The 21,412-nt window shown below is 66.8% G+C and carries 23 protein-coding genes; 10 read left to right on the top strand and 13 right to left on the bottom strand.

Translation table 11 applies throughout. The annotated features are described in order from the left end of the window. The first annotated feature begins 149 nt into the window (after positions 1–149). Complete coding sequence (locus H977_RS0107340; protein WP_029107249.1) at positions 150–812, top strand: GtrA family protein; 663 nt, start codon at positions 150–152, stop codon at positions 810–812. Between the two features lie 53 nt (positions 813–865). Here the strand turns inward: H977_RS0107340 and H977_RS34740 are convergent, their stop codons facing one another. From H977_RS34740 to H977_RS0107285, 11 genes are all read right to left on the bottom strand, one after another. Next, positions 866–1,039: a CsbD family protein gene (locus H977_RS34740; RefSeq protein WP_029107248.1), complete on the bottom strand. Its 174-nt coding sequence runs from the start codon at positions 1,037–1,039 to the stop codon at positions 866–868. 112 nt (positions 1,040–1,151) lie between these two features. Beyond that, positions 1,152–1,793: an SAM-dependent methyltransferase gene (locus H977_RS0107330; RefSeq protein WP_029107247.1), complete on the bottom strand. Its 642-nt coding sequence runs from the start codon at positions 1,791–1,793 to the stop codon at positions 1,152–1,154. Continuing rightward, entirely contained in the window at positions 1,790–2,569 is a 780-nt protein-coding gene (locus H977_RS0107325; RefSeq protein WP_029107246.1) for a PIG-L deacetylase family protein, read from the bottom strand. The genes H977_RS0107330 and H977_RS0107325 overlap by 4 nt, the downstream gene beginning before the upstream one ends. Then, entirely contained in the window at positions 2,566–3,519 is a 954-nt protein-coding gene (locus H977_RS0107320) for an acyl-CoA dehydrogenase family protein (protein WP_029107245.1), read from the bottom strand. Before H977_RS0107320 ends, H977_RS0107325 begins: the two co-directional genes overlap by 4 nt. Beyond that, positions 3,516–4,265: a glycosyltransferase family 2 protein gene (locus H977_RS0107315; protein ID WP_231395894.1), complete on the bottom strand. Its 750-nt coding sequence runs from the start codon at positions 4,263–4,265 to the stop codon at positions 3,516–3,518. Before H977_RS0107315 ends, H977_RS0107320 begins: the two co-directional genes overlap by 4 nt. A gap of 87 nt (positions 4,266–4,352) precedes the next feature. Further along, a complete protein-coding gene (locus H977_RS0107310) occupies positions 4,353–4,871 on the bottom strand; it encodes a PH domain-containing protein (RefSeq protein WP_029107243.1) in 519 nt (172 codons plus the stop codon). Positions 4,872–4,880: 9 nt separating this feature from the next. Then, positions 4,881–5,678 (bottom strand): biotin--[acetyl-CoA-carboxylase] ligase, encoded by a 798-nt coding sequence (locus tag H977_RS0107305; protein WP_029107242.1) that lies wholly within the window; start codon positions 5,676–5,678, stop codon positions 4,881–4,883. A gap of 25 nt (positions 5,679–5,703) precedes the next feature. Then, positions 5,704–6,813: a 3-ketosteroid-9-alpha-monooxygenase, oxygenase component gene (locus H977_RS0107300; RefSeq protein ID WP_029107241.1), complete on the bottom strand. Its 1,110-nt coding sequence runs from the start codon at positions 6,811–6,813 to the stop codon at positions 5,704–5,706. Then, positions 6,806–8,386 carry an FAD-binding protein gene (locus H977_RS32685; protein WP_051288708.1) on the bottom strand — a complete coding sequence of 527 codons (1,581 nt, stop codon included), beginning with the start codon at positions 8,384–8,386 and terminating at the stop codon, positions 6,806–6,808. Before H977_RS32685 ends, H977_RS0107300 begins: the two co-directional genes overlap by 8 nt. Beyond that, the gene (gene casI / locus H977_RS0107290) at positions 8,383–10,056 is read right to left on the bottom strand and encodes a steroid-22-oyl-CoA synthetase (protein ID WP_029107240.1); all 1,674 of its coding nucleotides are present in this window, start codon (positions 10,054–10,056) and stop codon (positions 8,383–8,385) included. The genes H977_RS32685 and casI overlap by 4 nt, the downstream gene beginning before the upstream one ends. Next, the gene (locus tag H977_RS0107285) at positions 10,049–10,612 is read right to left on the bottom strand and encodes a nuclear transport factor 2 family protein (RefSeq protein WP_051288726.1); all 564 of its coding nucleotides are present in this window, start codon (positions 10,610–10,612) and stop codon (positions 10,049–10,051) included. The genes casI and H977_RS0107285 overlap by 8 nt, the downstream gene beginning before the upstream one ends. Positions 10,613–10,815: 203 nt before the next feature. On the opposite strand from H977_RS0107285, the gene H977_RS32680 reads away from it, so the two are divergent. Beyond that, positions 10,816–11,697, top strand: a complete 882-nt coding sequence (locus tag H977_RS32680; protein WP_051288707.1) for a type IV toxin-antitoxin system AbiEi family antitoxin — start codon at positions 10,816–10,818, stop codon at positions 11,695–11,697. 31 nt (positions 11,698–11,728) lie between these two features. On the opposite strand, the gene H977_RS0107275 is transcribed toward H977_RS32680, so the two are convergent. Further along, positions 11,729–12,880, bottom strand: a complete 1,152-nt coding sequence (locus tag H977_RS0107275) for a PucR family transcriptional regulator (RefSeq protein WP_036475405.1) — start codon at positions 12,878–12,880, stop codon at positions 11,729–11,731. 126 nt (positions 12,881–13,006) lie between these two features. Here H977_RS0107275 and H977_RS0107270 point away from each other — a divergent pair, with 126 nt between their 5' ends. From H977_RS0107270 to H977_RS0107260, 3 genes are read left to right on the top strand one after another with little or no spacing between them, the layout of a single operon-like run. After that, positions 13,007–14,635 (top strand): acyl-CoA carboxylase subunit beta, encoded by a 1,629-nt coding sequence (locus H977_RS0107270; RefSeq protein WP_029107237.1) that lies wholly within the window; start codon positions 13,007–13,009, stop codon positions 14,633–14,635. Continuing rightward, complete coding sequence (locus H977_RS0107265; RefSeq protein WP_029107236.1) at positions 14,632–14,904, top strand: acyl-CoA carboxylase subunit epsilon; 273 nt, start codon at positions 14,632–14,634, stop codon at positions 14,902–14,904. The genes H977_RS0107270 and H977_RS0107265 overlap by 4 nt, the downstream gene beginning before the upstream one ends. Before the next feature lie 32 nt (positions 14,905–14,936). Beyond that, positions 14,937–15,575 (top strand): Maf family protein, encoded by a 639-nt coding sequence (locus H977_RS0107260; protein ID WP_029107235.1) that lies wholly within the window; start codon positions 14,937–14,939, stop codon positions 15,573–15,575. 22 nt (positions 15,576–15,597) lie between these two features. On the opposite strand, the gene H977_RS32675 is transcribed toward H977_RS0107260, so the two are convergent. Further along, a complete protein-coding gene (locus H977_RS32675; RefSeq protein ID WP_051288706.1) occupies positions 15,598–16,677 on the bottom strand; it encodes an alpha/beta fold hydrolase in 1,080 nt (359 codons plus the stop codon). 145 nt (positions 16,678–16,822) lie between these two features. Here H977_RS32675 and H977_RS0107250 point away from each other — a divergent pair, with 145 nt between their 5' ends. The 5 genes from H977_RS0107250 (at position 16,823) to H977_RS0107230 (ending at position 21,360) form a co-directional block, all read left to right on the top strand. After that, entirely contained in the window at positions 16,823–17,662 is an 840-nt protein-coding gene (locus tag H977_RS0107250) for an SDR family oxidoreductase (RefSeq protein WP_029107234.1), read from the top strand. Positions 17,663–17,775: 113 nt separating this feature from the next. Then, complete coding sequence (locus H977_RS0107245; RefSeq protein WP_231395893.1) at positions 17,776–18,003, top strand: hypothetical protein; 228 nt, start codon at positions 17,776–17,778, stop codon at positions 18,001–18,003. Between the two features lie 68 nt (positions 18,004–18,071). Next, positions 18,072–18,968 (top strand): sulfurtransferase, encoded by an 897-nt coding sequence (locus tag H977_RS0107240; protein ID WP_029107232.1) that lies wholly within the window; start codon positions 18,072–18,074, stop codon positions 18,966–18,968. A 5-nt stretch (positions 18,969–18,973) separates the two neighbouring features. Beyond that, positions 18,974–19,384, top strand: coding sequence for a SufE family protein (locus H977_RS0107235; protein ID WP_155946559.1), 411 nt, complete (start codon positions 18,974–18,976; stop codon positions 19,382–19,384). A gap of 182 nt (positions 19,385–19,566) precedes the next feature. Next, positions 19,567–21,360 carry an acetyl-CoA carboxylase biotin carboxylase subunit gene (locus H977_RS0107230; protein WP_029107230.1) on the top strand — a complete coding sequence of 598 codons (1,794 nt, stop codon included), beginning with the start codon at positions 19,567–19,569 and terminating at the stop codon, positions 21,358–21,360. Positions 21,361–21,412 lie beyond the last annotated feature (52 nt).

The following is a 21,412-nucleotide window of genomic DNA, read 5'->3' as shown; positions in this document are numbered from 1 at the left end:
GACAGGCTTCTGGGGAGTTGTCGGCACGCGCTCTATGGTGTCATGCGCGAATTGGTGTCATTATCGTGACCGGCTCATTGACCTGCGGTTAAGGTCTGCCTTCCCAAGGATTCGGCATCGTAGGGCGCATTTCCGTACACTGCCTACCTGTGTCCTTCGCTGATGCGACAATCGCCCGATTGCCGCGATTCGTCCGTCCCTATGCCGAGCGGCATCACGAACTGATCAAGTTCGCGATCGTCGGCGCGACGACGTTTGTCATCGATTCGACAATCTTCTACACCCTCAAGCTCACGGTGCTCGAGCCCAAGCCGGTCACCGCCAAGATCATCGCAGGCATCGTCGCCGTCATCGCCTCCTACATCCTCAATCGGGAGTGGAGCTTCCAGAACCGCGGCGGCCGCGAGCGTCATCACGAGGCCCTGCTGTTCTTCGCGTTCAGCGGCGTGGGTGTGCTGCTCTCGATGCTTCCGCTGTATTTCTCCAGCTACGTACTGGGTCTCCGGGTCCCCGAGGTGTCGCTGACGGTGGAGAACATCGCCGACTTCATCTCGGCCTACATCCTGGGCAATCTCCTGCAGATGGCGTTCCGGTTCTGGGCTTTCCGCCGCTGGGTGTTCCCCGATGAGTTCGTCGACAAGCCCGATCTGGCGCTGGAGTCCACGTTGACCGGTGGCGGCATCGCTGAAGCGCTTGAGGATCATGCGGAGCACAAGTCGGCGACGGTGACGCCCTTGCGGGGGCCGAGTCGCCGCGCGAAGGCGCGTCAGCTCGACGACCCGTCAAGCCCCAGGGTGTCGAAGAGTTCGTGATCCGCGGGTTTCATCGACGATCCAGCTGAGGGAAGAGCGTCACCGTCGTGGGGTCAGTCCTTGAAGGCGTCCTTGACCTTCTCCCCGGCCTGCTTGAGGTTGCCCTTGGCCTGATCCTTGTGTCCCTCGGCCTCGGTGTCCCTGTCGCCGGTCGCCTTCCCGATCTTCTCCTTGGCCGTTCCTGCCAGCTCTTCGGCCTTGTTCTTGGCCTTGTCGACGGCGCTCATGGGCTTCTCCTTCAATGCAGCGGTCTGGCCGCGGGTTCGCGGCAAGGAATGACATGGCGTGGGAACGTGTTTCGTCACGCAGTCACCCATCGGATACCCAAACCGGCGTTATCTAACCCTCAGCTCCCGGCACACCATTGCGCGCCGCGACGGATGCGGCGCTGTGGGTGTCGAAAACTTCGATGCCCACATCGCGGTCGTGGTAGGCGCCGATCGAGATGAGGCCCGGTGTCGCCGCGATTATCCGGTTGGCCTGATCACCGCTGAGCGGATAGTCGGCCACCTCGTGACGCCAGTGGGCCGCTATGACCGTCGCACCGGAAGCCAGCCGGGCACACTCGCGGCGAAGCAGCCCCGCCAGCAACTCCTCGTCCAGGTAGTACGCCACTTCTGAGAGCACAAGTAGGTCGAAAGGTCCTGGCGGCCAAGGATCGTCGAGAGAGCCACGCGACAAGGTGACACGATCCCGCGTCCCGGCACGGCAGCCGTCGGCACGCAGTCGCGCGTCGGCGGTCTCCAGCGCGGCGCCGGCCACATCCATTGCAGTGACATGATCGCAGCGCTCGGCGAGCAGCGCGGTGAGGGTGCCGATCGAGCAACCCGGCTCGAAGGCGTGCCGGTAACGCTGCTGCGGCAGCATCGACATCGTGATCGCGTACTTTCGTTGCTCGTACCAGCGGGTCGCCAGCTGCCAGGGGTCGGCCGAGGTCGCATACATGCGGTCGAAGTACGTGTCGGGCAGGCGCTGCGTCAACGGAACACCATCTCGCCGACCGCGAGCAGCCGAGGCAACACGAAAGGCGGCAGCACTGGGCCCGCACCAGGTGTGAGCGGGTGGAACTGACTGCGGAAGGTCTGCGCGGCAACCTGCTTACGCTCCACGGCCGAGGCCGTCAATGGCACCGTGAACGCCCGGTCCCAGGGCACTGCGGCGTCTCCTGGCCTGGCCCAGTGCCACATCCAGACGGGGTACTCGAGCAGGACCGCCGCTGTGCGGTGCGCAGCCGTGGCGGCCGCCCGCCCGACGGCCTCGTGATCGGGATGCCCGTCACCGCGCCACGTCGTCGCACACCATGTGCCGGGCGGACGAGCCTGGAGTATCCCGGTCAGCAGATCGGTGATCGCGTTCTGGTGGTCGGCAAGTTCGCCGTCCGGTAGTCCGAGGCTGATCGGCTCACCCACACCGAGAACCCTTGCCGCCTTTCTCAACTCGGCGCTCCTCGTGCGTTCCAGTCGGTAGCGGTCAAATGGGGTGAGATCGCCTTGGGCGGCCCCGCCGTCACTGACGGAAACCACCTGGACGTCGACACCCCGCTCCGCCAGCAGCGCCATGGTCGCCCCGAAGCCAAGGGTCTCGTCGTCGGGATGCGGTGCGACCACCACCAGTGCAGGACACGCCGTGACGTCCAGCTCACCGAAGGAGCGGCCCCAGCTGGTCCAGACGTGACCGGGGGTGCCGCCGCAGCTCAGCGGCCGCGCCCCGAAGCGCGGTGCGTTGCCGCATGGTTCAACGGGTTCCGCGGCCGTCATCGGTGCTCCCCCGCCAGCCTCCCGAGCGCGGCGAGGTCACGCTCGGCGTGGCTCTGCCGCACATAGATCGTGAGATCCGCGACGCGACCTGCATGTTGGGCATCCTGGCACAGCGGCGCGGGCCCGAGTGCGCGGCCGGTTCGGGAAATCGCCTCGTCGACAGCGGTTTCGGTGACAGCGCGGATCCGCCTGGCCAGCAGCTCGGCGGACCCGGACCGGTCGAACGGGTCAGCGTCGATCGCCTCGGCCGCCGCGGCGAGCATCGCTTCGGCGGCCGCGATCGCAGCGTCGACAGCCCCGAGGTGGGCCAGGGTGTGCTCGTCGGCACCTCCGCGGGCGACGCGGCCGTACAGGGGCGCGGCGACCGCGCGGGCGGCGCCGAGCCAACAGGCCGCGACGCCGATCGCACCGTGCCAGAAGCCGGGGCGATCCAGATAGTCGCCTGGATTGCCGACGGGTACCGCATGCGCGCCGCTGAATTGGACTGAGCGGGTGTCACTGTCAGCCATGCCGGGATTCCTCCACGTACTGGGCAACGGTTGCACCCCGGCGCTGTCTGTCACCACCGCGTACAGCCCACGTTGGCCGTCGTCGCGGTGGGCCGTCACCAATGCGTGTGTGCAGATCCCCGCCCCCGAGCACCACGCTTTGGTGCCCGACAGCCTCACCGTGTCCGTTTCGGGGTCTCCAGTGGTGTGCGCGTTGAGCACAGCGTCCGGGTCTTCGGCGGCCCACACCGCCCAAAGATCTCCGCGCGCAGGCTGTTTCGCACCAAGCTCGTCGAGGATCGCGACCGCGTCGAGGTGAGCCTCTGCGAGTCGGCCGGCGACGACGTCGATCTCGGTCAGCTCCGCAAGCCGCTGCCAGCGCAGCGCTGTCGCACCGGAACCCGGCGGCGGCAACTCCAGCCAGCCTGCCTCCAACCATCTCCGAACCAGGGCGGCCGTCATACGGAATCCATCTCGGCCGAGGGAAATACCGACCGCGACAAATTACGGAGGTAGCCGGCGAAGCCGCCGGGAGCCCGACCGTTCCGGCGCGCCGAGGTGCTGACCGATAGCTTCCGGTCCCGTCGTATCCGGTAGGAGGCGGCCTCGAACCTCTCGACCAATTCAACGTCCTCGCCGGTGGCCAGCGGATGGAAGCCGCCGACCCGCCAGTACGCGTCGGCACGAAATCCCATGTTGGCGCCGTGGATGTGGTTGTGCCCGTTGGTGTCCCGCGTATCGGACTCATATGCACGCAGGTAGTGCTGGACCAGCGCGGCGGGGTGATGCCGCCAGTCGGCCACCCGCACCACGCCCAGCACCATGTCCACAGCGGGCGCCGTCTGGCGCAGCAGCCAGTCGGCGTCCACCCGGCTGTCGGCGTCGGTGGTGGCATACCAGGCGCGGGAGTCGTCGACGTGGTTGCTCAGCGAGCGTGCATAGGTGAAACCGGCGGCCCGGCTCGCGCCGACGTTGCCCGCCTCGACGCTGACGAAGTGGACGTCGTGGCCGAACTGACCTGCCAACTCGGCGCTGCCGTCGTCGCAGGAATCAAGGACGACGACTGTCAGCACCGGCATCGGCCAACAAGCCGCAGCCGTGGTGACCCCACGCAGGCATCGAGGCAGCAATGCGGCTTCGTTATGGGCCGGAATGACCACTATGGCCTGATCGAAGGTGGTGCCCAAGTGGCTCATCCGTGCGGTCATGGCTGATAGATAGCCATTTACACCGGATTTCACACCCGTCGGCTCCAAGTGCCGCGGCAGCCGGACGAACCGCCAGACGGAGCTGGGTCAGCTCGGCGACTCTTCAGATCCCAGGGTGTCGAAAACTTCGTGATAGAGCAGTGAATGCACCTGCTCCACGCGCGGAATGTCGTGGAACTCCAATGGGTCCTGCGACGCCGATTCGATGATCAAGGTACCGGTGCGCATCAGTCGGTCGGTCAACCCGTGGCGAAATTCGACACTGTTGATCCGTGCCAGAGGGATGTCGATTCCCGAGCGGGTCAGCAGGCCGTGCCGGAACATCACCCGCCGGTCGGTGATGACGAAGTGGGTGGTCCACCAGTTCAGAAACGGCCACACCGTCAACCAGCCGACCACGACGAGCCAGATCACGCCGATCACGATGAACAGCACGTTCTTGGCCGTGGGCTGCCAGTCCATGGTGTTGACCACGGCGGCGACGAACGCCGCTGCCGCGCTGATCAGTACCAGGACGAAGACCGCACCGATCAGACGTTTCCAGTGCGGGTGCCGGTGGAGCACCACCTGCTCGTCGTTGGCCAGCACATTCTCCGGGTAACCCACGGCAGCACTCTACGGCTCATCTGCCCGCAGGTGGGTGATGTCACCCGCGGAAACCGTGGCCCGTTCTGTTCCGGTGTCGATGATCAGCCGGCCGAGGTCATCGACATCGACGGCGGTGCCCACCAACGTGTTGCCTCCCGGGAGGAGCGCGCGGACGCGGGTGCCGATCGTGACGCTGCGTTCGCGATAATCGGCCGCCAGTTGCGGATCGGCATTGCGCCAGGCGGCGAGACGGGCAGCCAAGTGACGCAGCAGCACGGAAGCCAGTGGATTGCGGTCCACCGTGCCAGCGCCGAGCTGCGACAGTGAGGTGGCGCGTGGATCGGGGGCCTCGTCGGCGGTCATCGTCACGTTCAGGCCGAGGCCGACGACGACCACCGGTGCCGGCGACGCCACTTCGGCCAGGATGCCTGCCAGCTTGCCCCCGCCCGGCCCGACCAGGACATCGTTGGGCCATTTGAGGCCGACGCGTACACCGGTGACCTCTGCGACGGCGTCGACGACGGCGACGCCGGTGGCCAGCGGCAACCATCCCCAGGCTTCGGTGAGAACCCCGGACGCGTCGACCCCCACCGACAACGCCAACTGCGACCTCGGCGGAGCCGACCACTGCCGGCCATGCCGGCCGCGTCCGGCGCTCTGGTACTCGGCCAGCAGCACCGCGCCCGCGATGTCGTCACCACCGGCCGCCCGCGCCAGCAGGTCGGCGTTGGTCGAGCCGGTTTCGCCGACGACGTCGAGCTGACGCCAGGGTGCGGTCAATCGAGCACGCAGGGTCGCGATGTCCAGCGGTGGTCGCGTATTCATCGCGGCCAGCTTACGGGGTGCCCGATCAGCGACTGGCCAGGTTGTCGGCAACCTCCCGGTGCCACAGCTCGTTGGCGTGCGTGGTGTCGACCTCCTGCTCGAAGCGGTCGGTCATCTCCGGCGTGACGTCGGCGACATCGACGTAGAACTGCTCGTACCACCGGCGATGGTGGTAGACCGGCCCGTCCTCCTCGGTCAGCAGCGGGTTGTCGATGCGGGCCTTGTGTTTCCAGATCTCGACGTCCTCCATGAAGCCGTCTCCGAAACTCCGGCTCATCGCCGCCGCGAGTTTGGCGGCCTTGTCCGCGGGCATCGCCGGATTCTGCTGGACCGCGACACCCCACTGCAGCACGAACGAGTTGTGCGTCACCGGATAGTGGCAGTTGATCAGCGCGATCTCGACGGTGAATTCCGGAGCGAGATCGTTGTGCAGCCAGTTGATCATGTACGCCGGACCGAAATACGTTGCCTCCGAACGCAGGTACGTTCCGTCCCAGAGTTCTCTGGTGGCGTAGTCCGGACGCGGTTTGGACTCCATGAACTGGCTGGCGGTGTGGCCTTCGATGACGTTCTTGAAGTAGGTCGGGTAGGCGTGGTGGATGTAGAAGAAGTGCGCCATGTCGACGTTGTTGTCGACGATCTCCCGGCAGTGCGATCCCTCGATCAGAATCGAATTCCATTGCCACGGTGACCAGATGCCCTCGTCGTAGCCCTCGATCGTGGGCGGGGTCAGCTCGGCCGGCGGGGTCGAACCTTCGGGGTCGTGCCAGACCAGCAGCTGACCGTTGACCTCACAGGTCTCCCATTTGCGGGTGCGTGCCAGCCGCGGCGTGCGTTTGGCGTAGGGCACCAGCTTGCACTTGCCGTCGCCGCCCCAACGCCAATCATGGAACGGACAGGCAAGGTTGTCGTCCTTGACCGAGCCCATCGACAGGTCACCGCCCATGTGGCGGCAGTAGGAATCGAGCACGTGCAGTGCGCCGGCGGAGTCGGAGTAGATGACGAGTTTGGTACCGAACGCCTCGATACCGTGCGGCTGCCCGTCCCGGAACGTCTCAGCGAGCCCGATGCAATGCCAGCCGCGCGCGAACCGCGTCATCTCACTGCCGGCGTCGATTTCCCGAATGTCACTCATGCTTCTCCCCTTGGTTCTTCGCGCGAGCGCTCATCACCCTGCCTAGCATGTCTTTGACCGCCAGGTGGCTGAACAGCATGCTTGTTCCGATCGGATTTCCGCCGCCCGGATAGGCGGTGCCGCTGGGGGCGGCCATGGTGTTGCCCGCGGCGTACAGGCCGGCGATCGCCCGACCGTCCGGGTCGAGTACCCGAGCCGCGGTGTCGGTACGCAAACCGCCCTTGGTGCCGAGGTCGGAGATGCCGAATGCGGCGGCGTGGAAAGGGCCCTTCTCGATCGCGACGAGTGGTGATGCCCCGCCGGAGAAGGCCCGGTCGTACGCCTCGTCTCCGCGCCCGAAATCCTCATCCGATCCGGAGGCGACGAAGTCGTTGAAACGCCGCACGGTGGCGGCCAGGTTCTCGGCGGGAACGCCGATCTTGGCGGCGAGCTCCTCCAGCGTGTCGGCGGTGTGCCACAGCCCGGCCTCCACGTATCGCTGTGTGTCGACCATCGAGACGTTGGTGGCTTTGACGGGCGGAACCTCACCTTCACGATCGTCGTAGATCATCCAGTACGGCAACGTCATCGAACCATCGGCCAGCCGCGGCAGGATCGCGCGGCCGATGCGGTCGTAGGCCGCGGACTCGTTGACGAAGCGCTGTCCGCTCTGGTCGACGAAGATGCCGCCGGTGAACCACAGCGCGAATGCCGAGCGTCCGTCGGGGTGCGTCAGGCCCGGTGACCACCAGGCCTGGTCCATCAGGTCGACGTCGGCGCCCACGGCGATCGCCGCTCGATGGGCGTGACCGAGGTTCGCGGGCGGCCCCATCGTGTCGCGGGCGACGCCGGGAACGCCGTACTCACGGCGTAACTCGTCGTTGCCTTCGAAGCCGCCGGCCGCGAGCAGCACGCCGCGCCTGGCCCGGATGGCCTGCCGCTCACCGGCGGTTTCGACGAGCGCGCCGGTCACCACCCCGTCCTCGATCACCAACTCCACAAGCGGGGTATTTCGCCGGAGCGACGTATTCGGGTACTGCTCAATGGCTTTCAGGAACCGGGCGATCAGTGCCCGGCCGCCGATGAAATAGTCGCCGGGCTGCTCGGCACCGAGCCGGTCGGCATCGAGCGGCCCGCGCACCAGCTCGCGCAGATGCGGTGCCTTCTCCACCTTGAGGGGGCGCGCCGCGATGTGGCGTTGCCCGTCGGCCCTGGCCTTGGGCGCCTTGCCGAAGTAGTCCGGCCACGGCATCGGCGCGAACTTCAGATTGTCATCGGATTCGAGGTACTCGATCAGGCCGGCACCACCACGGACGTAGGTGTCCTGCAGTTCCCGTGGGGTCCTGTCGCCGACGACGGCGTGGTAGTACTCCAGCGCATCCTCGATGGTGTCATCGGTACCGGCGCGCTGGAGCACCGGGTTGCACGGGAACCACACCCCGCCGCCACCGGAATACGCGGTCGTCCCGCCGAATTTGTCGCTGGCCTCCACCAGGATCACCGACAGGCCTTCGCGCGCGGCGGTGTAGGCGCCGGTCACGCCGCCACCCCCGGACCCGGCGATCAGGACGTCACACTGGTCATCCCACTTCATAGGTAACGCTGCCTCCCGTACTGCGTGAACTCGGCGTCCAGCGACAGCTTGTCATCGTCGCCCATGGCCTGGTACGCGGGCGCCCCGCGTCCCGCCCACCGGTACACCGGCTCGGCGGTGTGCCAGCGTTCCTGCTGCAGTTCACGCTTGAGCACCTTGTTGGACCCGGTGACGGGCAGGTTCTTCGAGACCCGGAGGAACCTGGGAATCCCCTTGGCCCCCAGGTCTTCCTGGTCGGCCAGGTAGGACACGAAAGCTCCTGCGTCGAACCGGTCCGGGTCGGTCACCTCGATCGCGGCCATGACCTGATCCCCCGAACGCGGATCCGGAACCGCGTACGCACCCGCGGCCACCACGTCGGGGTGACGGCGCAGGACCCGCTCGATGGTGAGCGCCGAGGTGTTCTCACCGTCCACCCGGATCCAGTCGCCGCGGCGGCCGGCGAAGTAGATGAATCCCTGCTCGTCGAGGTAGCCCAGATCGCCCGTCCAGTACCAGCCGTTGCGGATGCGCTCAGCGTTGGCCTCGTCGTTCTTGTAGTAACCCTCGAACGTGCGGGTGCCGAACTTGTCGACGATCTCGCCGACGGCGTCGTCAGGGTTGAGAACGCGCCCGTGCTCGTCGAAAACCGCTGGGACACAGTCTTCCAGCGATTCGGGGTCGATGATCGCCACCCCGTCGTGCGCGGGCCGGCCCAGCGCTCCCGGTGGCATGTCCTGGGCCAGCACCACTGCCCCTCCGCCCTCGCTGGAGCCGTAGCCCTCGAACAGTTCGGCGTCGAAGCGGCGCCGGAACTCCGTCTGGTCATCGGGTGAGGCCTCGGTGCCGAAACCGCGTGTCAGCGGATTGTCGGCGTCGTCGGGTTGTTCCGCGGTCGCCATCAGGTAGCCGAGCGCCTTGCCCACGTAGGTGAAGAACGTCGCGCCGAAATACCGCACGTCGGGCAAGAATCCGGATGCCGAGAAAGCCGGCGTGAGGCACACCGTCGCGCCGACCGACAGCGCAGGCGCCCACAACGCCATGATGGCGTTGCCGTGGAACAGCGGCATGCAGCAGTACTCCACGTCGTCGCGCACGTGGCCGAACTTCTCTGCGGCGGCGTAGGCGATCCGGGCCAACCTGCCCTGGCTGCACTTGACCGCCTTGGACGCACCTGTCGTCCCGGAGGTGAACAGCAGCAGCATCAGCGAGTCGGCGCTCACGCCGGGCGCCATGGCCGGTGCCACCCGGGCCGCGTCGACCGCCTCGGTGTACTCCGGTTCGTCGACCACCAGGATCCGCTGCGACGGCAGGCCCGTGTCCAGACTGCGGAGCCGCGCGGCGCCGTGGGTGTCGGTGACGATCAATTGGCAATCGGCGAGCCGGATTTCGGCTGCCAGCTCGGCCGCGCCGCGAGTCGGGTTGATCCCCACCACGGTGGCCCCGACGAGCGCGGCGCCGCCCAGCCAGAACACGAAGTCCGGCACGTTGTCCAGGAGCACGCCGATATGGAAGGGCTCCTGCACGGGCCACCCCGCCCTGGCCGCCTGGGCCAGGGCCCCGCGTGCGGCGGATTCCGCGACCACCTCGTCCCAGGTCCAGTCCCGCTCGCGGGTGCGCAGGCCGAGGTGTTGGTCGCCGACCCGGTCGAGCAGCATCGCCCCGATCGAGTCGCGCACGGCGTCAGGCATGCGCTTCGGCGGCGGCGCGCTTCTGGTCGATGTAGGCCTGCGGCAGGTCTTCCCGGCTCAACTTGGTCACGCTGACCGGACCGGTTTGGTAGGCGTCCTCACCGATGATCAGGCCGTCGGCGTCGATCGGCCAGTTGATGAGCTGGCGGAACAACAGGAGGTAGTCGCCGTCCGGGTCGTCGACATCGACGCCGATCCCCTGGGCGGCTACGCCGGGGTAGATCATCTTCATCCAGCCTTCGGTCATCACCAGATCATCGTCGACGGCAAGGCGATCGATCTCGAAAACGAGATGGTTGGCACCGCTGGCCACGAATGCCTCGTAATAGGCGCGGACACCCTCGGTGGTCTTGGGCCCCATATCGGCATTGGCATACCAGAAGTGGTAGTCCGGGTCGGGGCTCAGGGTCGCCATCAGCCGGTCCATATCGGGCTCAGCCTCGGCCTTCATGTGCTCGAGAACCACGCTGAGCACCTGACGGTGGCGCTCGTCGGTGGTCACGGCCAGACGCTCTTCGAGAGGCTGCCAGGTGCGGGTGGGATCGATGACGGTCATGACCGCAATCCTGGCCAACGGGGCGATCGCCGTCAGCCGACGCATGTCGGCCGATTCCGCGGATCCGGCCGACACTTGTCGGAGCGCCCTGCCTCGGGTTCGTGACAGCAACGCTATGGTCGTCTTTCGCCGCCCCGAGCAGCCACAGTGTTGTTTTCGAGGGGCATGGGAGCCGAATCGCGGCGGCGTGCGTCCAAGTAGAGGTGCGAGTTCCGTTCCTCGGGAGTGAAGCCGTGTCGGCCGGGCGCCTCACCAGGGGCCAGCTGCGCAGCCGGTATCGGCCGCTCTATCGCGACGTCTACGTTCCGCGCGAGCACGAGATACGCCTACGTGACATGGTTGTCGGCATCAGTCTGGCAGCGCCGGGCGCGGTGATCGCAGGCGTAGCCGCCTCAGCGATGCATGGGGCGAAATGGGTCGACGACACGGCGCCGGTCGAACTCATCGGGACGATCAGACGTCAACCTGGACTGATCGTGCGCCGGGAATCGCTGCACGAGGACGAAGTCACAACCGTGGGCGGCATTCGCGTGACCACTCCCCCACGCACGGTCTTCGATCTCGGCCGTCATCTACCCAGGGACCGCGCCGTCGAGCGAATGGACGCTCTGATGAACGCCTGCCCGGTAGACCTCGAGGACGTCGCAATTATCGCGAAGCGCCATGCCCGCGCGCGCGGCCTGCGACGGTTGAGGGTGGCGCTGGCACTCGCCGATGCGGGGGCCGAGTCGCCGCCGGAGACGCGGCTACGGTTGTTGTTCGTTGACGCCGGACTTCCCTGTCCGACAACGCAATTCGTTATCCTGGATGAGTACCGGAACTATGTCCGCCGAATCGACATGTGCTGGGAACAGTACAAGGTGGGGGCCGAGTACGACGGCGAGCAGCATCTCACCAGCCGGCACCAGTATGTGCTCGACGTTCGCGTGAGCCGGTCGCTTCAGCGACTGGACTGGCACGTCGTGCACGTCATCAAAGAGGACCGCGGGGACGACATCGTCGCGCAGGTGCGCGCCGCGTTGGTGTCGCGAGGCTGGCGCCCCGCCCCGCGAAAACAACGCTATGGCTGCTCGCCGACGCCGTGAGCGACCATGGCGTTGATCTGGCGACGGCGCTCTACAGTAGGTCCGCGTCGGCGAGTTCGGCCGACGTCATCGCGATGCGCCGCACCATGAGCACCAGCGTGCCCAGGAAGCGGTCCACCGGATCCTCCAAATCCCAGCCCATCGCGGTCTGCACGCGCGCCAACCGGGCCGCGACCGTGCTGTGATGCACGTGTAGTTCCGCGGCCGTCCGCCGCAGCGAGCCGTAGACGAAGAACGCCTCGGTGGTCCGCACGTCGAGATCGCCGGCGGGTGATGACGCAATGTCGTTGATACGGGCCACATCCCGATTGCGCCGCACCCGGTCGATCGGCAGCTCGGCCAGCAATTCCAGTGAGCTGAGCCGCTCGTAGGCCACCACGCGTCTGCCGAATCCGGTCGATGACGCGAATCGCAGTGCGCGCACGGCTTCATGCCATGAGGTCGACGCGCCGAATGCGCTACCCAGCGATCCGATTCCGACCCACGGGCCGGACGCGGTGCCGATGTTCACCACCGCCGGAAAATGTCCGACGACGAGGCGCTCCAGCCGATCCGAGAGCTCCCTCATGTCGAACGATCCCTGGCACACGATGGCTGTCGCATTGCCGATCACCGCCGACCGCACTGTCGGCGTGGGCAATTCAGCGGTGATGAGCCGCACCGTCTCTCGTGGCGAGTGCCCTGATGCCGCCAGCACGCACGTCGGCCTGGTCTCGTCGAGTCCCAACAGACGGATCGCCCTGGCACGATCTTCGCGGTGTTCCTTGGCCGACAGCACGACCTCGAGCAGCGCGGGGGCCCCGAGATGCGGAGTTCCGCTCACCCCGGTCCGGGCCGCGACGCGACCCACCAGCCGCCGCAGTCGGTCGAGCAGCACCTGGTCCAGCGGGTGTCCCGGCCCGTCCCGTTCCACCCAGACGACCGTCTCGTCCCGATCCGATGGCGGCGCGGCACCGTCTTCGATGGGATCGCCGGGATCAAGACGTCCGGACGCGTCGTAGCGGACGACGGTGCCACCCGGCCAGCGGACGCCCACAGGGCATTCCGCAGTCAACGCGGCAAACCGCACGGCCGCGTCGGCGTTGGCCTCCTGCTCCTCCAGCGCATCGAACCGCGCGACCAGCCGCAGCACCGATCCGGGATCGCTGCCCAGTTCGGACAGCAGGAGCGGCCCGGTGGTCATGGTCGTGAGCGTAGGCCCGCCGGTCACCACGGCGTCAGGCCACAGCACACAACGGCAGGCGCAGTGATGCGCGCCACGTCCACCTCTCTTAGACCAGTCTTAGGGTTACCGATAGCATCGTGACCTATGACGAGCGTTACCGAGCCGTCCGCCGAGCACCAGGTGGACATCCACACCACTGCAGGCAAGCTGGCTGACCTCAAGAGGCGGGCCGAAGAGACGCTGCATCCCGTCGGCGAAGCCGCCGTGGAGAAGGTGCACGCCAAGGGCAAGCTGACGGCGCGCGAGCGCATCCTCGCCCTGCTCGACGAAGGTTCGTTCGTCGAACTCGACGCGCTGGCCAAGCACCGCAGCACCAACTTCGGCCTGGAGAACAACCGGCCGCTGGGTGACGGCGTGATCACCGGCTACGGCACCATCGACGGCCGCGACGTCTGCATCTTCAGCCAGGACGCCACCGTGTTCGGCGGCAGCCTCGGCGAGGTCTACGGCGAGAAGATCGTCAAGGTCCAGGAGCTGGCCATCAAGACCGGCCGCCCGCTGATCGGCATCAACGACGGCGCCGGCGCCCGCATCCAGGAGGGTGTGGTCTCCCTCGGTCTGTACAGCCGGATCTTCCACAACAACATCAAGGCCTCGGGTGTCATCCCCCAGATCTCGCTGATCATGGGCGCCGCGGCCGGTGGCCACGTGTACTCCCCCGCCCTGACCGACTTCATCGTCATGGTCGATCAGACGAGCCAGATGTTCATCACCGGACCGGATGTCATCAAGACGGTCACCGGCGAGGACGTCACCATGGAGGAGCTGGGCGGCGCCCACACCCACATGGCCAAGTCCGGCACCGCGCACTACGTCGCCTCCGGCGAGCAGGACGCCTTCGAGTACGTCCGCGATCTGCTGAGCTACCTGCCCCCGAACAACTACGCCGAGCCGCCGCATTACCCGGTGGCCGCGGTGCAGGGCTCCGTCGAGGAGACCCTGACCGACGAGGACATCGAGCTCGACACGCTGATCCCGGACTCGCCGAATCAGCCGTACGACATGCACGAGGTCATCACCCGGATCCTCGACGACGACGAGTTCCTCGAGGTGCAGGCCGGATACGCCGGCAACATCGTGGTCGGCTTCGGCCGGGTCGACGGCCGCCCGGTGGGCATCGTGGCCAACCAGCCCACCCAGTTCGCCGGCTGCCTCGACATCAACGCTTCGGAGAAGGCCGCCCGGTTCATCCGGACCTGCGACTGCTTCAACATCCCGATCGTGCTGCTGGTCGACGTTCCCGGCTTCCTGCCCGGCACCGACCAGGAGTACAACGGCATCATCCGGCGCGGCGCCAAGCTGCTCTACGCCTACGGCGAGGCCACCGTCGCCAAGGTCACCGTCATCACCCGTAAGTCCTACGGCGGCGCCTACTGCGTGATGGGTTCCAAGGACATGGGCGCCGACGTGGTGGTCGCCTGGCCGACAGCACAGATCGCCGTCATGGGCGCCTCCGGCGCGGTGGGCTTCGTGTACCGCAGCCAGCTCAAGGACGCCGCCGCCAAGGGCGAGGATGTCGACGCGCTGCGCCTGGAGCTGCAGCAGACCTACGAGGACACGTTGGTCAACCCCTACATCGCGGCGGAGCGTGGATACGTCGACGCGGTCATCCCGCCGTCGCACACCCGTGGTTACGTGGCCAACGCGCTGCGGCTGCTGGAGCGCAAGATCATTCAGATGCCGCCGAAGAAGCACGGGAACATTCCACTGTGAGCGGGGCGAACGGGGCCGACGTCGTCACCGACGAGGCGCAAACCGAGCAGAAGGCCGACCACGAAGCACACATCAAGGTGCTGCGCGGTCAGCCGAGCGACGAAGAGATGGCTGCGCTGATGGCTGTCCTCGGCACCGCCGGTGGTGGCAGCGCCGAGCCGGTGGTCCGCGACCGCAACCTGTGGGGCCATCCCGTGGACAAGCTGCGCTACTCGATCTTCAGTTGGCAGCGCATCACGCTGTGGGAGCGCACCCATATGCGCCGCTGATGAGCGCTGGCGCGAAGAAGAAACGGCCCTGAATGACGCGGGTCGTTCTGGGTTCGGCATCGTCAGGCCGGCTTGGCGTTCTGCGCCAGGCCGGCCTCGATCCGTTGGTGGTGGTGTCGGGTGTCGATGAGGACGCCGTCATCGCGTCGTTGGCCGGCGCTCCGCCCGAGGATGTGGTGAGCGGACTGGCCGCGGCCAAGGCCGACGAGGTGTTCACCCACCTGCCCGCCGCGGTCGCCGGAGACTGTGTCGTCATCGGCTGCGACTCGATGCTGTTTCTCGACGGGCAGCTGTGTGGCAAGCCCGGAGATGTCGAGAACGCGCGGCGGCAATGGCAGGCGATGTCGGGCCGGACGGCTCAGCTGTATTCGGGCCATGCAGTGCTTGTCGTCCGCGACGGGGCCGTCACCCACCGCATCGCCGATACCGGCATCACCGCAGTGCATTTCGGCTCGCCGACCGAAGGCGATCTGGAAGCCTATCTCCGCAGCGGCGAACCACTCGGTGTCGCAGGCGGATTCACGCTCGACGGACTGGGCGGCTGGTTCATCGAAGGCATAGATGGAGATCCGTCGAATGTCATCGGGCTGAGCTTGCCACTATTGCGCCGGATGCTTTCTGCCGCAGGGCTTTCCGTCGCGGATCTGTGGAACGGTTCGGCGCAGGTCTGACCGAGGCGGGGCGAACCACGCCTCAGGCCGTGCGTGCCACTCGCCCTCTTCGGGTCCACCGTGCCCGGCGGATCAGTTCCATCTCGAGGCGCTCGACGGGCCGGCGCCGGTTGATGCCGATCGTCTTGGCTCCGGCACTGAGGCGATGTACCCACGCGTCGGGTTCGATCATCGCGTCTTCCCATGCCTGCGCGTCGCGCCAGTCGTCGATTCCGGCCGACGCGGCCGCGCAGCGCAGCGCTTCGCCGAGTTCGCGATCGAGAAGTTGACGTACCGCATCAGCGCCGCGCCAGGGGTCGTTGATCAGCCAGGAATGGTAGGCGCCGGGTATGCGGTAGAGCGTCGCGTCGGCTTCGTCGGCCAGTTCGATGGCACAGTCGAACGGGACGATACCGTCGCTCTCCCCGTGCAGGACCATGGTCGGGATCTTGCGGTCGCGCAACGCTCGCAGTAGGACGGTGCATCTTCCCGATCGCATCAGCGCGTGTGCAGCGCCGACGAAGCCGGTGTGCGGCAGGATCCCGCCCATCGACACCGCCGTCAGCATTCTCGCGTACCGGTTGAGGGCGGCGACTTTCATCCGGACCGGGTCGCGATAGAGGTCGGAGAGAGCGCCGGCCACCGCGCGCATCATCTGCCGCGGTGAGCGCATGGCGGTCTCGAGAGCCGCATCGAAGGATGCACCCGCGGCAGCGTCGAACAGAAGTGCCGCCAATACCCGATCGGGCGCCGTCGCCGCGAGCCGAATCGCTATGCGGCCACCCATCGAATGACCGGCGAAGACGGCACGCCGGATGCCGAGCGCGTCGAGCGTGCGCAGCACCAGATCGGTGCGGTCATTCAATTCGCCTTCCTCGCACGGCAAATCGACGGTATCTCCATGCCCGGCCACGTCGACGGCGACCACGAGGAAACCCAGTGCTGCGATACGGTTCAGCAGCCGCAGATAATGGCGGCGGTTCAGGCCCAATCCGTGCAGAAACACCATGGGCACGCCGTGGCCGCCGATCGAAACCCCGACCCGGAGCTCGTCGTCGAGGTCGAGTACATGATGCACGAACCGCACCCGCCGATCGGCCAGTTCGGTTGCCACCGTATTCATCCCGGCTCCTTCGTTTTGGAACCGGTGTACCCCGGTGTGGCCGTCACAAACAGATCCCGCCCGACGGCCCACCTCGACAGCGTTTCGGCGGGCCGTCCGGGGGTATCCGCGCCAGAGCCGACGAGCCGACGAAAGGACTGCCGCCATGGGTTTTCCCGATCAACATCAGCCGGTGCCGGGCTTGCAGGAGCGGATGGACCCCGTGCCCGATTGTGGTGAGAACAGCTATCGGGGGTCCGGGAAGCTGGCCGGCAGAAGAGCGCTCATCACCGGCGGAGACAGCGGGATCGGCCGAGCCGTGGCCATCGCCTTCGCCCGGGAGGGCGCCGACGTGGCGATCGCGTATCTCAACGAGGACGAGGATGCCGAGTCGGTCGCGAAACTGGTGCGGCAGGCCGGACGCGAGTGCGTGCTGATCCCCGGTGATCTGTCGGATCCCGACCACTGCCGTTCGGTCATCGACCGCACGGTCAGCGAGTTGGGCGGGATCGACATCCTCGTCAGCAATGCGGCGTATCAGATGACGCACGAGACATTGGACGAAATCGACGATCAGGAGTGGGATTACACCTTCAAGCTGAATGTCGGTGCCTACTTCCACCTCGTCAAGGCGGCTGTGCCGCATATGGCGCCCGGTTCGTCGATCATCGGTAGCTCTTCGGTCAATTCCGACATGCCGTCGCCGACACTGGCTCCGTACGCCGCCACCAAGGCGGCCATCGCGAACTTCTCGGCGAGCCTGGCGCAGCTGCTGGGTGACAAGGGGATCCGAGTGAACAGCGTTGCGCCGGGTCCGATCTGGACCCCTCTGATTCCCTCGACCATGCCGTCGGAAAAGGTCACATCGTTCGGCGAGGACACACCGCTCGGACGCGCCGGACAACCCGCCGAGTTGGCGCCTGCCTACGTGCTGTTGGCTTCCGATGACGGAAGCTACATATCCGGGGCGAGGCTGGCGGTCACCGGCGGCCGTCCGATTCTCTGAGGCCTGCGGTCAACCGAGGGGCGGCGCGCAGTGACCAAATTGCAACCTTCCCGACCGGCGCCACGCCGCGCCGATGTCCCGAATAGTCTCAACCACGGGTTGACACTGGGCCGATGCCAGTCGAAGAAACCATGTGGGATGTTCGCGTAGCGCGCGACTTCGAAACCTGCGATCTGGAGCGGCTGCGCGCCGCATTCGCCGACATCATCTCCAAGCGCCTGTCTCCGGGTAAACGACTGCTGCGCGTGGTCACCTGGTCCCAGAACGGCGGCTCACTGTTCCGCGCCAACAACGGCGTCCGTCGCTTCGCCGTGGCCTACGAGGTGGCGTTCACCGCGTGAGCGGCGATATGCGCCGGTCGTGGGCACTGCCGCAGCGCGGATAATCGGCCCGACGGTACGCTCTTGGTGTGCCGCTGCCTGCTGATCCCAGCCCAACTCTTGCCGAGTACGCCCATCCGGAGCGCCTGGTCACCGCCGACTGGCTGGCCAGCAATCTGGGTCGGCCCGGTTTGGCCATCGTCGAGTCCGACGAGGATGTCCTGCTCTACGACACCGGTCATATCCCGGGCGCCGTCAAGATCGACTGGCATCTGGACCTCAACGATCCCAACGTGCGTGACTACATCGACGGTGAGCAGTTCGCCGAACTGATGGACCGCAAGGGCATCAGCCGAGACGACACGGTCGTCATCTACGGCGACAAGAGCAACTGGTGGGCGGCCTACGCCTTGTGGGTGTTCACCCTGTTCGGCCACCCCGACGTGCGCCTGCTCGACGGCGGGCGCGACCTGTGGGTCTCCCACGGCCGTGACACCACCCTCGAGGTGCCCACCCGGCAGTCCAGCGGCTACCCGGTGGTCGACCGCAACGACGCCCCGATCCGGGCTTACCGCGACGATGTGCTCGGCATCCTCGGCAAGCAGCCATTGATCGACGTCCGCTCGCCCCAGGAGTACACGGGCGAACGCACCCATATGCCCGACTACCCGGAAGAGGGAGCTCTTCGCGGCGGGCACATCCCCACCGCCAAGTCGATCCCCTGGGCCAAGGCCGCCAGGGACAGCGGCCAGTTCCGCAGCCGCGCCGAGCTCGAGGAGCTCTACAGCTTCCTCACCCCCGAGGACAAGACCGTCGTGTACTGCCGGATCGGTGAGCGCTCGAGCCACACCTGGTTCGTGCTCACCCACCTGCTCGGACTGCCCGGGGTGCGCAACTACGACGGCTCGTGGACCGAGTGGGGCAACGCCGTTCGGGTCCCGGTCGCGGTCGGCCCGGATCCAGGTGACGCCCCGGGCGCCTCGTGACCTCGATGCCGGACGCCTTGGAGGAGGTCGTCTCCGACTTCCAGGAGGTGACCGGCCAAGACAAGTTGCAGCTCCTGTTGGAGTTCGCCAACGAGTTGCCACCATTGCCGTCGCATCTGGAAGAGGCGGCCATGGAGCCGGTTCCGGAGTGCCAGTCCCCTTTGTTCCTGGACGTCGACGCGTCCGATCGGAGCAAAGTGCGGCTGTTCTTCAGCGCACCGCCAGAGGCCCCGACGACACGGGGTTTCGCTGCGATCCTGGCGGCCGGCCTCGATGGACAGCCGGCCGATGACATCTTGGCGGTACCCGACGACTTCTACACGGCGCTGGGCCTGGCCGCGTTGATCAGCCCGCTGCGGCTGCGCGGAATGTCGGCCATGCTGAGCCGGATCAAGCGACGACTCCGTGCGGCCTGAGCCCTACCAGTTGTCCCAGGCCAACAAGGTGAAATCGCCGAGTTTCCGCCGAGGTCAAACGGATCCGAGAAAACCTACTGATCAGTAACCGATACCGGTTGGGCAGGCCTTGAGGTGCGCCGCATAAACTGCCCGCGATAGATTCTTAAAGACGTTTCTTAGAGAACTGCCGAGGAGGCACCGTGGCCAACCACGCCAGCTCAAAGATCTCCAAGGTGCTGGTCGCCAATCGCGGGGAGATCGCGGTCCGGGTGATCCGCGCCGCCAAAGACGCCGGACTGACCAGCGTGGCGGTGTACGCCGAGCCTGACGCCGATGCGCCGCACGTGCGGCTCGCCGATGAAGCCTTCGCACTGGGCGGCCAGACCTCAGCCGAGTCCTACCTGGTCTTCGAGAAGATCCTGGACGCCGCCGCCAAGTCCGGCGCCAACGCCATCCACCCGGGTTACGGCTTCCTGTCGGAGAACGCCGACTTCGCCCAGGCCGTGCTCGACGCCGGGTTGATCTGGATCGGGCCGAGCCCGCAGTCGATCCGCGATCTGGGTGACAAGGTGACCGCGCGCCACATCGCCGCCAAGGCCAAGGCACCGCTGGTTCCGGGCACCCCGGACCCGGTCAAGAACGCCGACGAGGTCGTCGCGTTCGCCAAGGAGTACGGCGTGCCCGTCGCGATCAAGGCCGCCTTCGGCGGTGGTGGTCGCGGCATGAAGGTGGCCCGCACCATCGAGGAGATCCCCGAGCTGTTCGAGTCGGCGACCCGTGAGGCCGTCGCCGCGTTCGGCCGCGGCGAATGCTTCGTCGAGCGCTACCTGGACAAGCCGCGCCACGTCGAGGCCCAGGTCATCGCGGACACCCATGGCAACGTCGTCGTCGCCGGTACCCGCGACTGCTCGCTGCAGCGCCGCTTCCAGAAGCTGGTCGAGGAGGCGCCGGCGCCGTTCCTCACCGAAGCGCAGCGCAAGGAGATCCACGAATCCGCCAAGCGCATCTGCAAGGAGGCCGGCTACTACGGCGCGGGCACCGTCGAGTACCTGGTCGGCCAGGACGGGCTGATCTCTTTCCTCGAGGTCAACACCCGTCTGCAGGTCGAACACCCGGTCACCGAGGAGACCTCGGGCATCGACCTGGTGCTGCAGCAGTTCAAGATCGCCAACGGCGAGGCACTGGACATCACCGAGGATCCGACGCCGCGCGGCCACTCGTTCGAGTTCCGGATCAACGGTGAGGATGCCGGTCGCGGCTTCCTGCCCGCCCCGGGGCCCGTCACCAAGTTCGAGGCACCGACCGGTCCGGGTGTCCGGATGGACTCCGGTGTGGAGTCCGGTTCCGTCATCGGCGGGCAGTTCGACTCGATGCTGGCCAAGCTGATCGTCACCGGCGCCACCCGCGACGAGGCGCTGGCCCGCTCGCGCCGCGCCCTGGCCGAGTTCAACGTCGAGGGTCTGGCGACCGTCATCCCGTTCCACCGGGCCGTGACCGCAGACCCCGCCTTCATCGGCGACGGCGAGAAGTTCGAGGTGCACACCCGCTGGATCGAGACCGAGTGGGACAACACCGTCGAGCCGTTCACCGGTGGCGATCCGATCGAGGAAGAGGACACCATTCCTCGTCAGACCGTGGTCGTCGAGGTCGGTGGACGTCGCCTCGAGGTGTCGCTGCCCGGTGACCTGGCGCTCGGTGGTGGCGGCGGCGCTGCCCCCGGTGCGATTCGCAAGAAGCCCAAGGCGCGCAAGCGCGGTGGCGGCGGCGCGACCGCCGCATCGGGTGACTCGGTGACGGCGCCCATGCAGGGCACCGTGGTCAAGGTGGCCGTCGAGGAGGGCCAGGAGGTGGCCGCGGGTGATCTGGTCGTGGTCCTGGAGGCCATGAAGATGGAGAACCCGGTGACGGCCCACAAGGACGGCGTCATCACCGGCCTGGCCGTCGAGGCCGGTGCCGCCATCACCCAGGGCACCGTGATCGCCGAGATCAAGTAAATCTTTCGGACCGAATGGCCACTTGTGGCACGGATTCTGCTGAATCCTGTGT

This window comes from Mycobacterium sp. URHD0025, assembly GCF_000426065.1.
Classification (GTDB): Bacteria; Actinomycetota; Actinomycetes; order Mycobacteriales; family Mycobacteriaceae; genus Mycobacterium.
This window is presented reverse-complemented; position numbering and strand designations above follow the sequence as displayed.

Coding starts and splice junctions, on each gene's coding strand:
- H977_RS34740 (WP_029107248.1), bottom strand. CDS start 1,039: ATGAGCGCCGTCGACAAGGCCAAGAACAAGGCCGAAGAGCTGGCAGGA.
- H977_RS0107325 (WP_029107246.1), bottom strand. CDS start 2,569: ATGACGGCCGCGGAACCCGTTGAACCATGCGGCAACGCACCGCGCTTC.
- H977_RS0107320 (WP_029107245.1), bottom strand. CDS start 3,519: ATGACGGCCGCCCTGGTTCGGAGATGGTTGGAGGCAGGCTGGCTGGAG.
- H977_RS0107315 (WP_231395894.1), bottom strand. CDS start 4,265: ATGACCGCACGGATGAGCCACTTGGGCACCACCTTCGATCAGGCCATA.
- H977_RS0107305 (WP_029107242.1), bottom strand. CDS start 5,678: ATGAATACGCGACCACCGCTGGACATCGCGACCCTGCGTGCTCGATTG.
- H977_RS0107300 (WP_029107241.1), bottom strand. CDS start 6,813: ATGAGTGACATTCGGGAAATCGACGCCGGCAGTGAGATGACGCGGTTC.
- H977_RS32685 (WP_051288708.1), bottom strand. CDS start 8,386: ATGAAGTGGGATGACCAGTGTGACGTCCTGATCGCCGGGTCCGGGGGT.
- casI (WP_029107240.1), bottom strand. CDS start 10,056: ATGCCTGACGCCGTGCGCGACTCGATCGGGGCGATGCTGCTCGACCGG.
- H977_RS0107285 (WP_051288726.1), bottom strand. CDS start 10,612: ATGACCGTCATCGATCCCACCCGCACCTGGCAGCCTCTCGAAGAGCGT.
- H977_RS0107275 (WP_036475405.1), bottom strand. CDS start 12,880: ATGACCACCGGGCCGCTCCTGCTGTCCGAACTGGGCAGCGATCCCGGA.
- H977_RS0107270 (WP_029107237.1), top strand. CDS start 13,007: ATGACGAGCGTTACCGAGCCGTCCGCCGAGCACCAGGTGGACATCCAC.
- H977_RS0107260 (WP_029107235.1), top strand. CDS start 14,937: ATGACGCGGGTCGTTCTGGGTTCGGCATCGTCAGGCCGGCTTGGCGTT.
- H977_RS32675 (WP_051288706.1), bottom strand. CDS start 16,677: ATGAATACGGTGGCAACCGAACTGGCCGATCGGCGGGTGCGGTTCGTG.
- H977_RS0107250 (WP_029107234.1), top strand. CDS start 16,823: ATGGGTTTTCCCGATCAACATCAGCCGGTGCCGGGCTTGCAGGAGCGG.
- H977_RS0107245 (WP_231395893.1), top strand. CDS start 17,776: ATGCCAGTCGAAGAAACCATGTGGGATGTTCGCGTAGCGCGCGACTTC.
- H977_RS0107235 (WP_155946559.1), top strand. CDS start 18,974: ATGCCGGACGCCTTGGAGGAGGTCGTCTCCGACTTCCAGGAGGTGACC.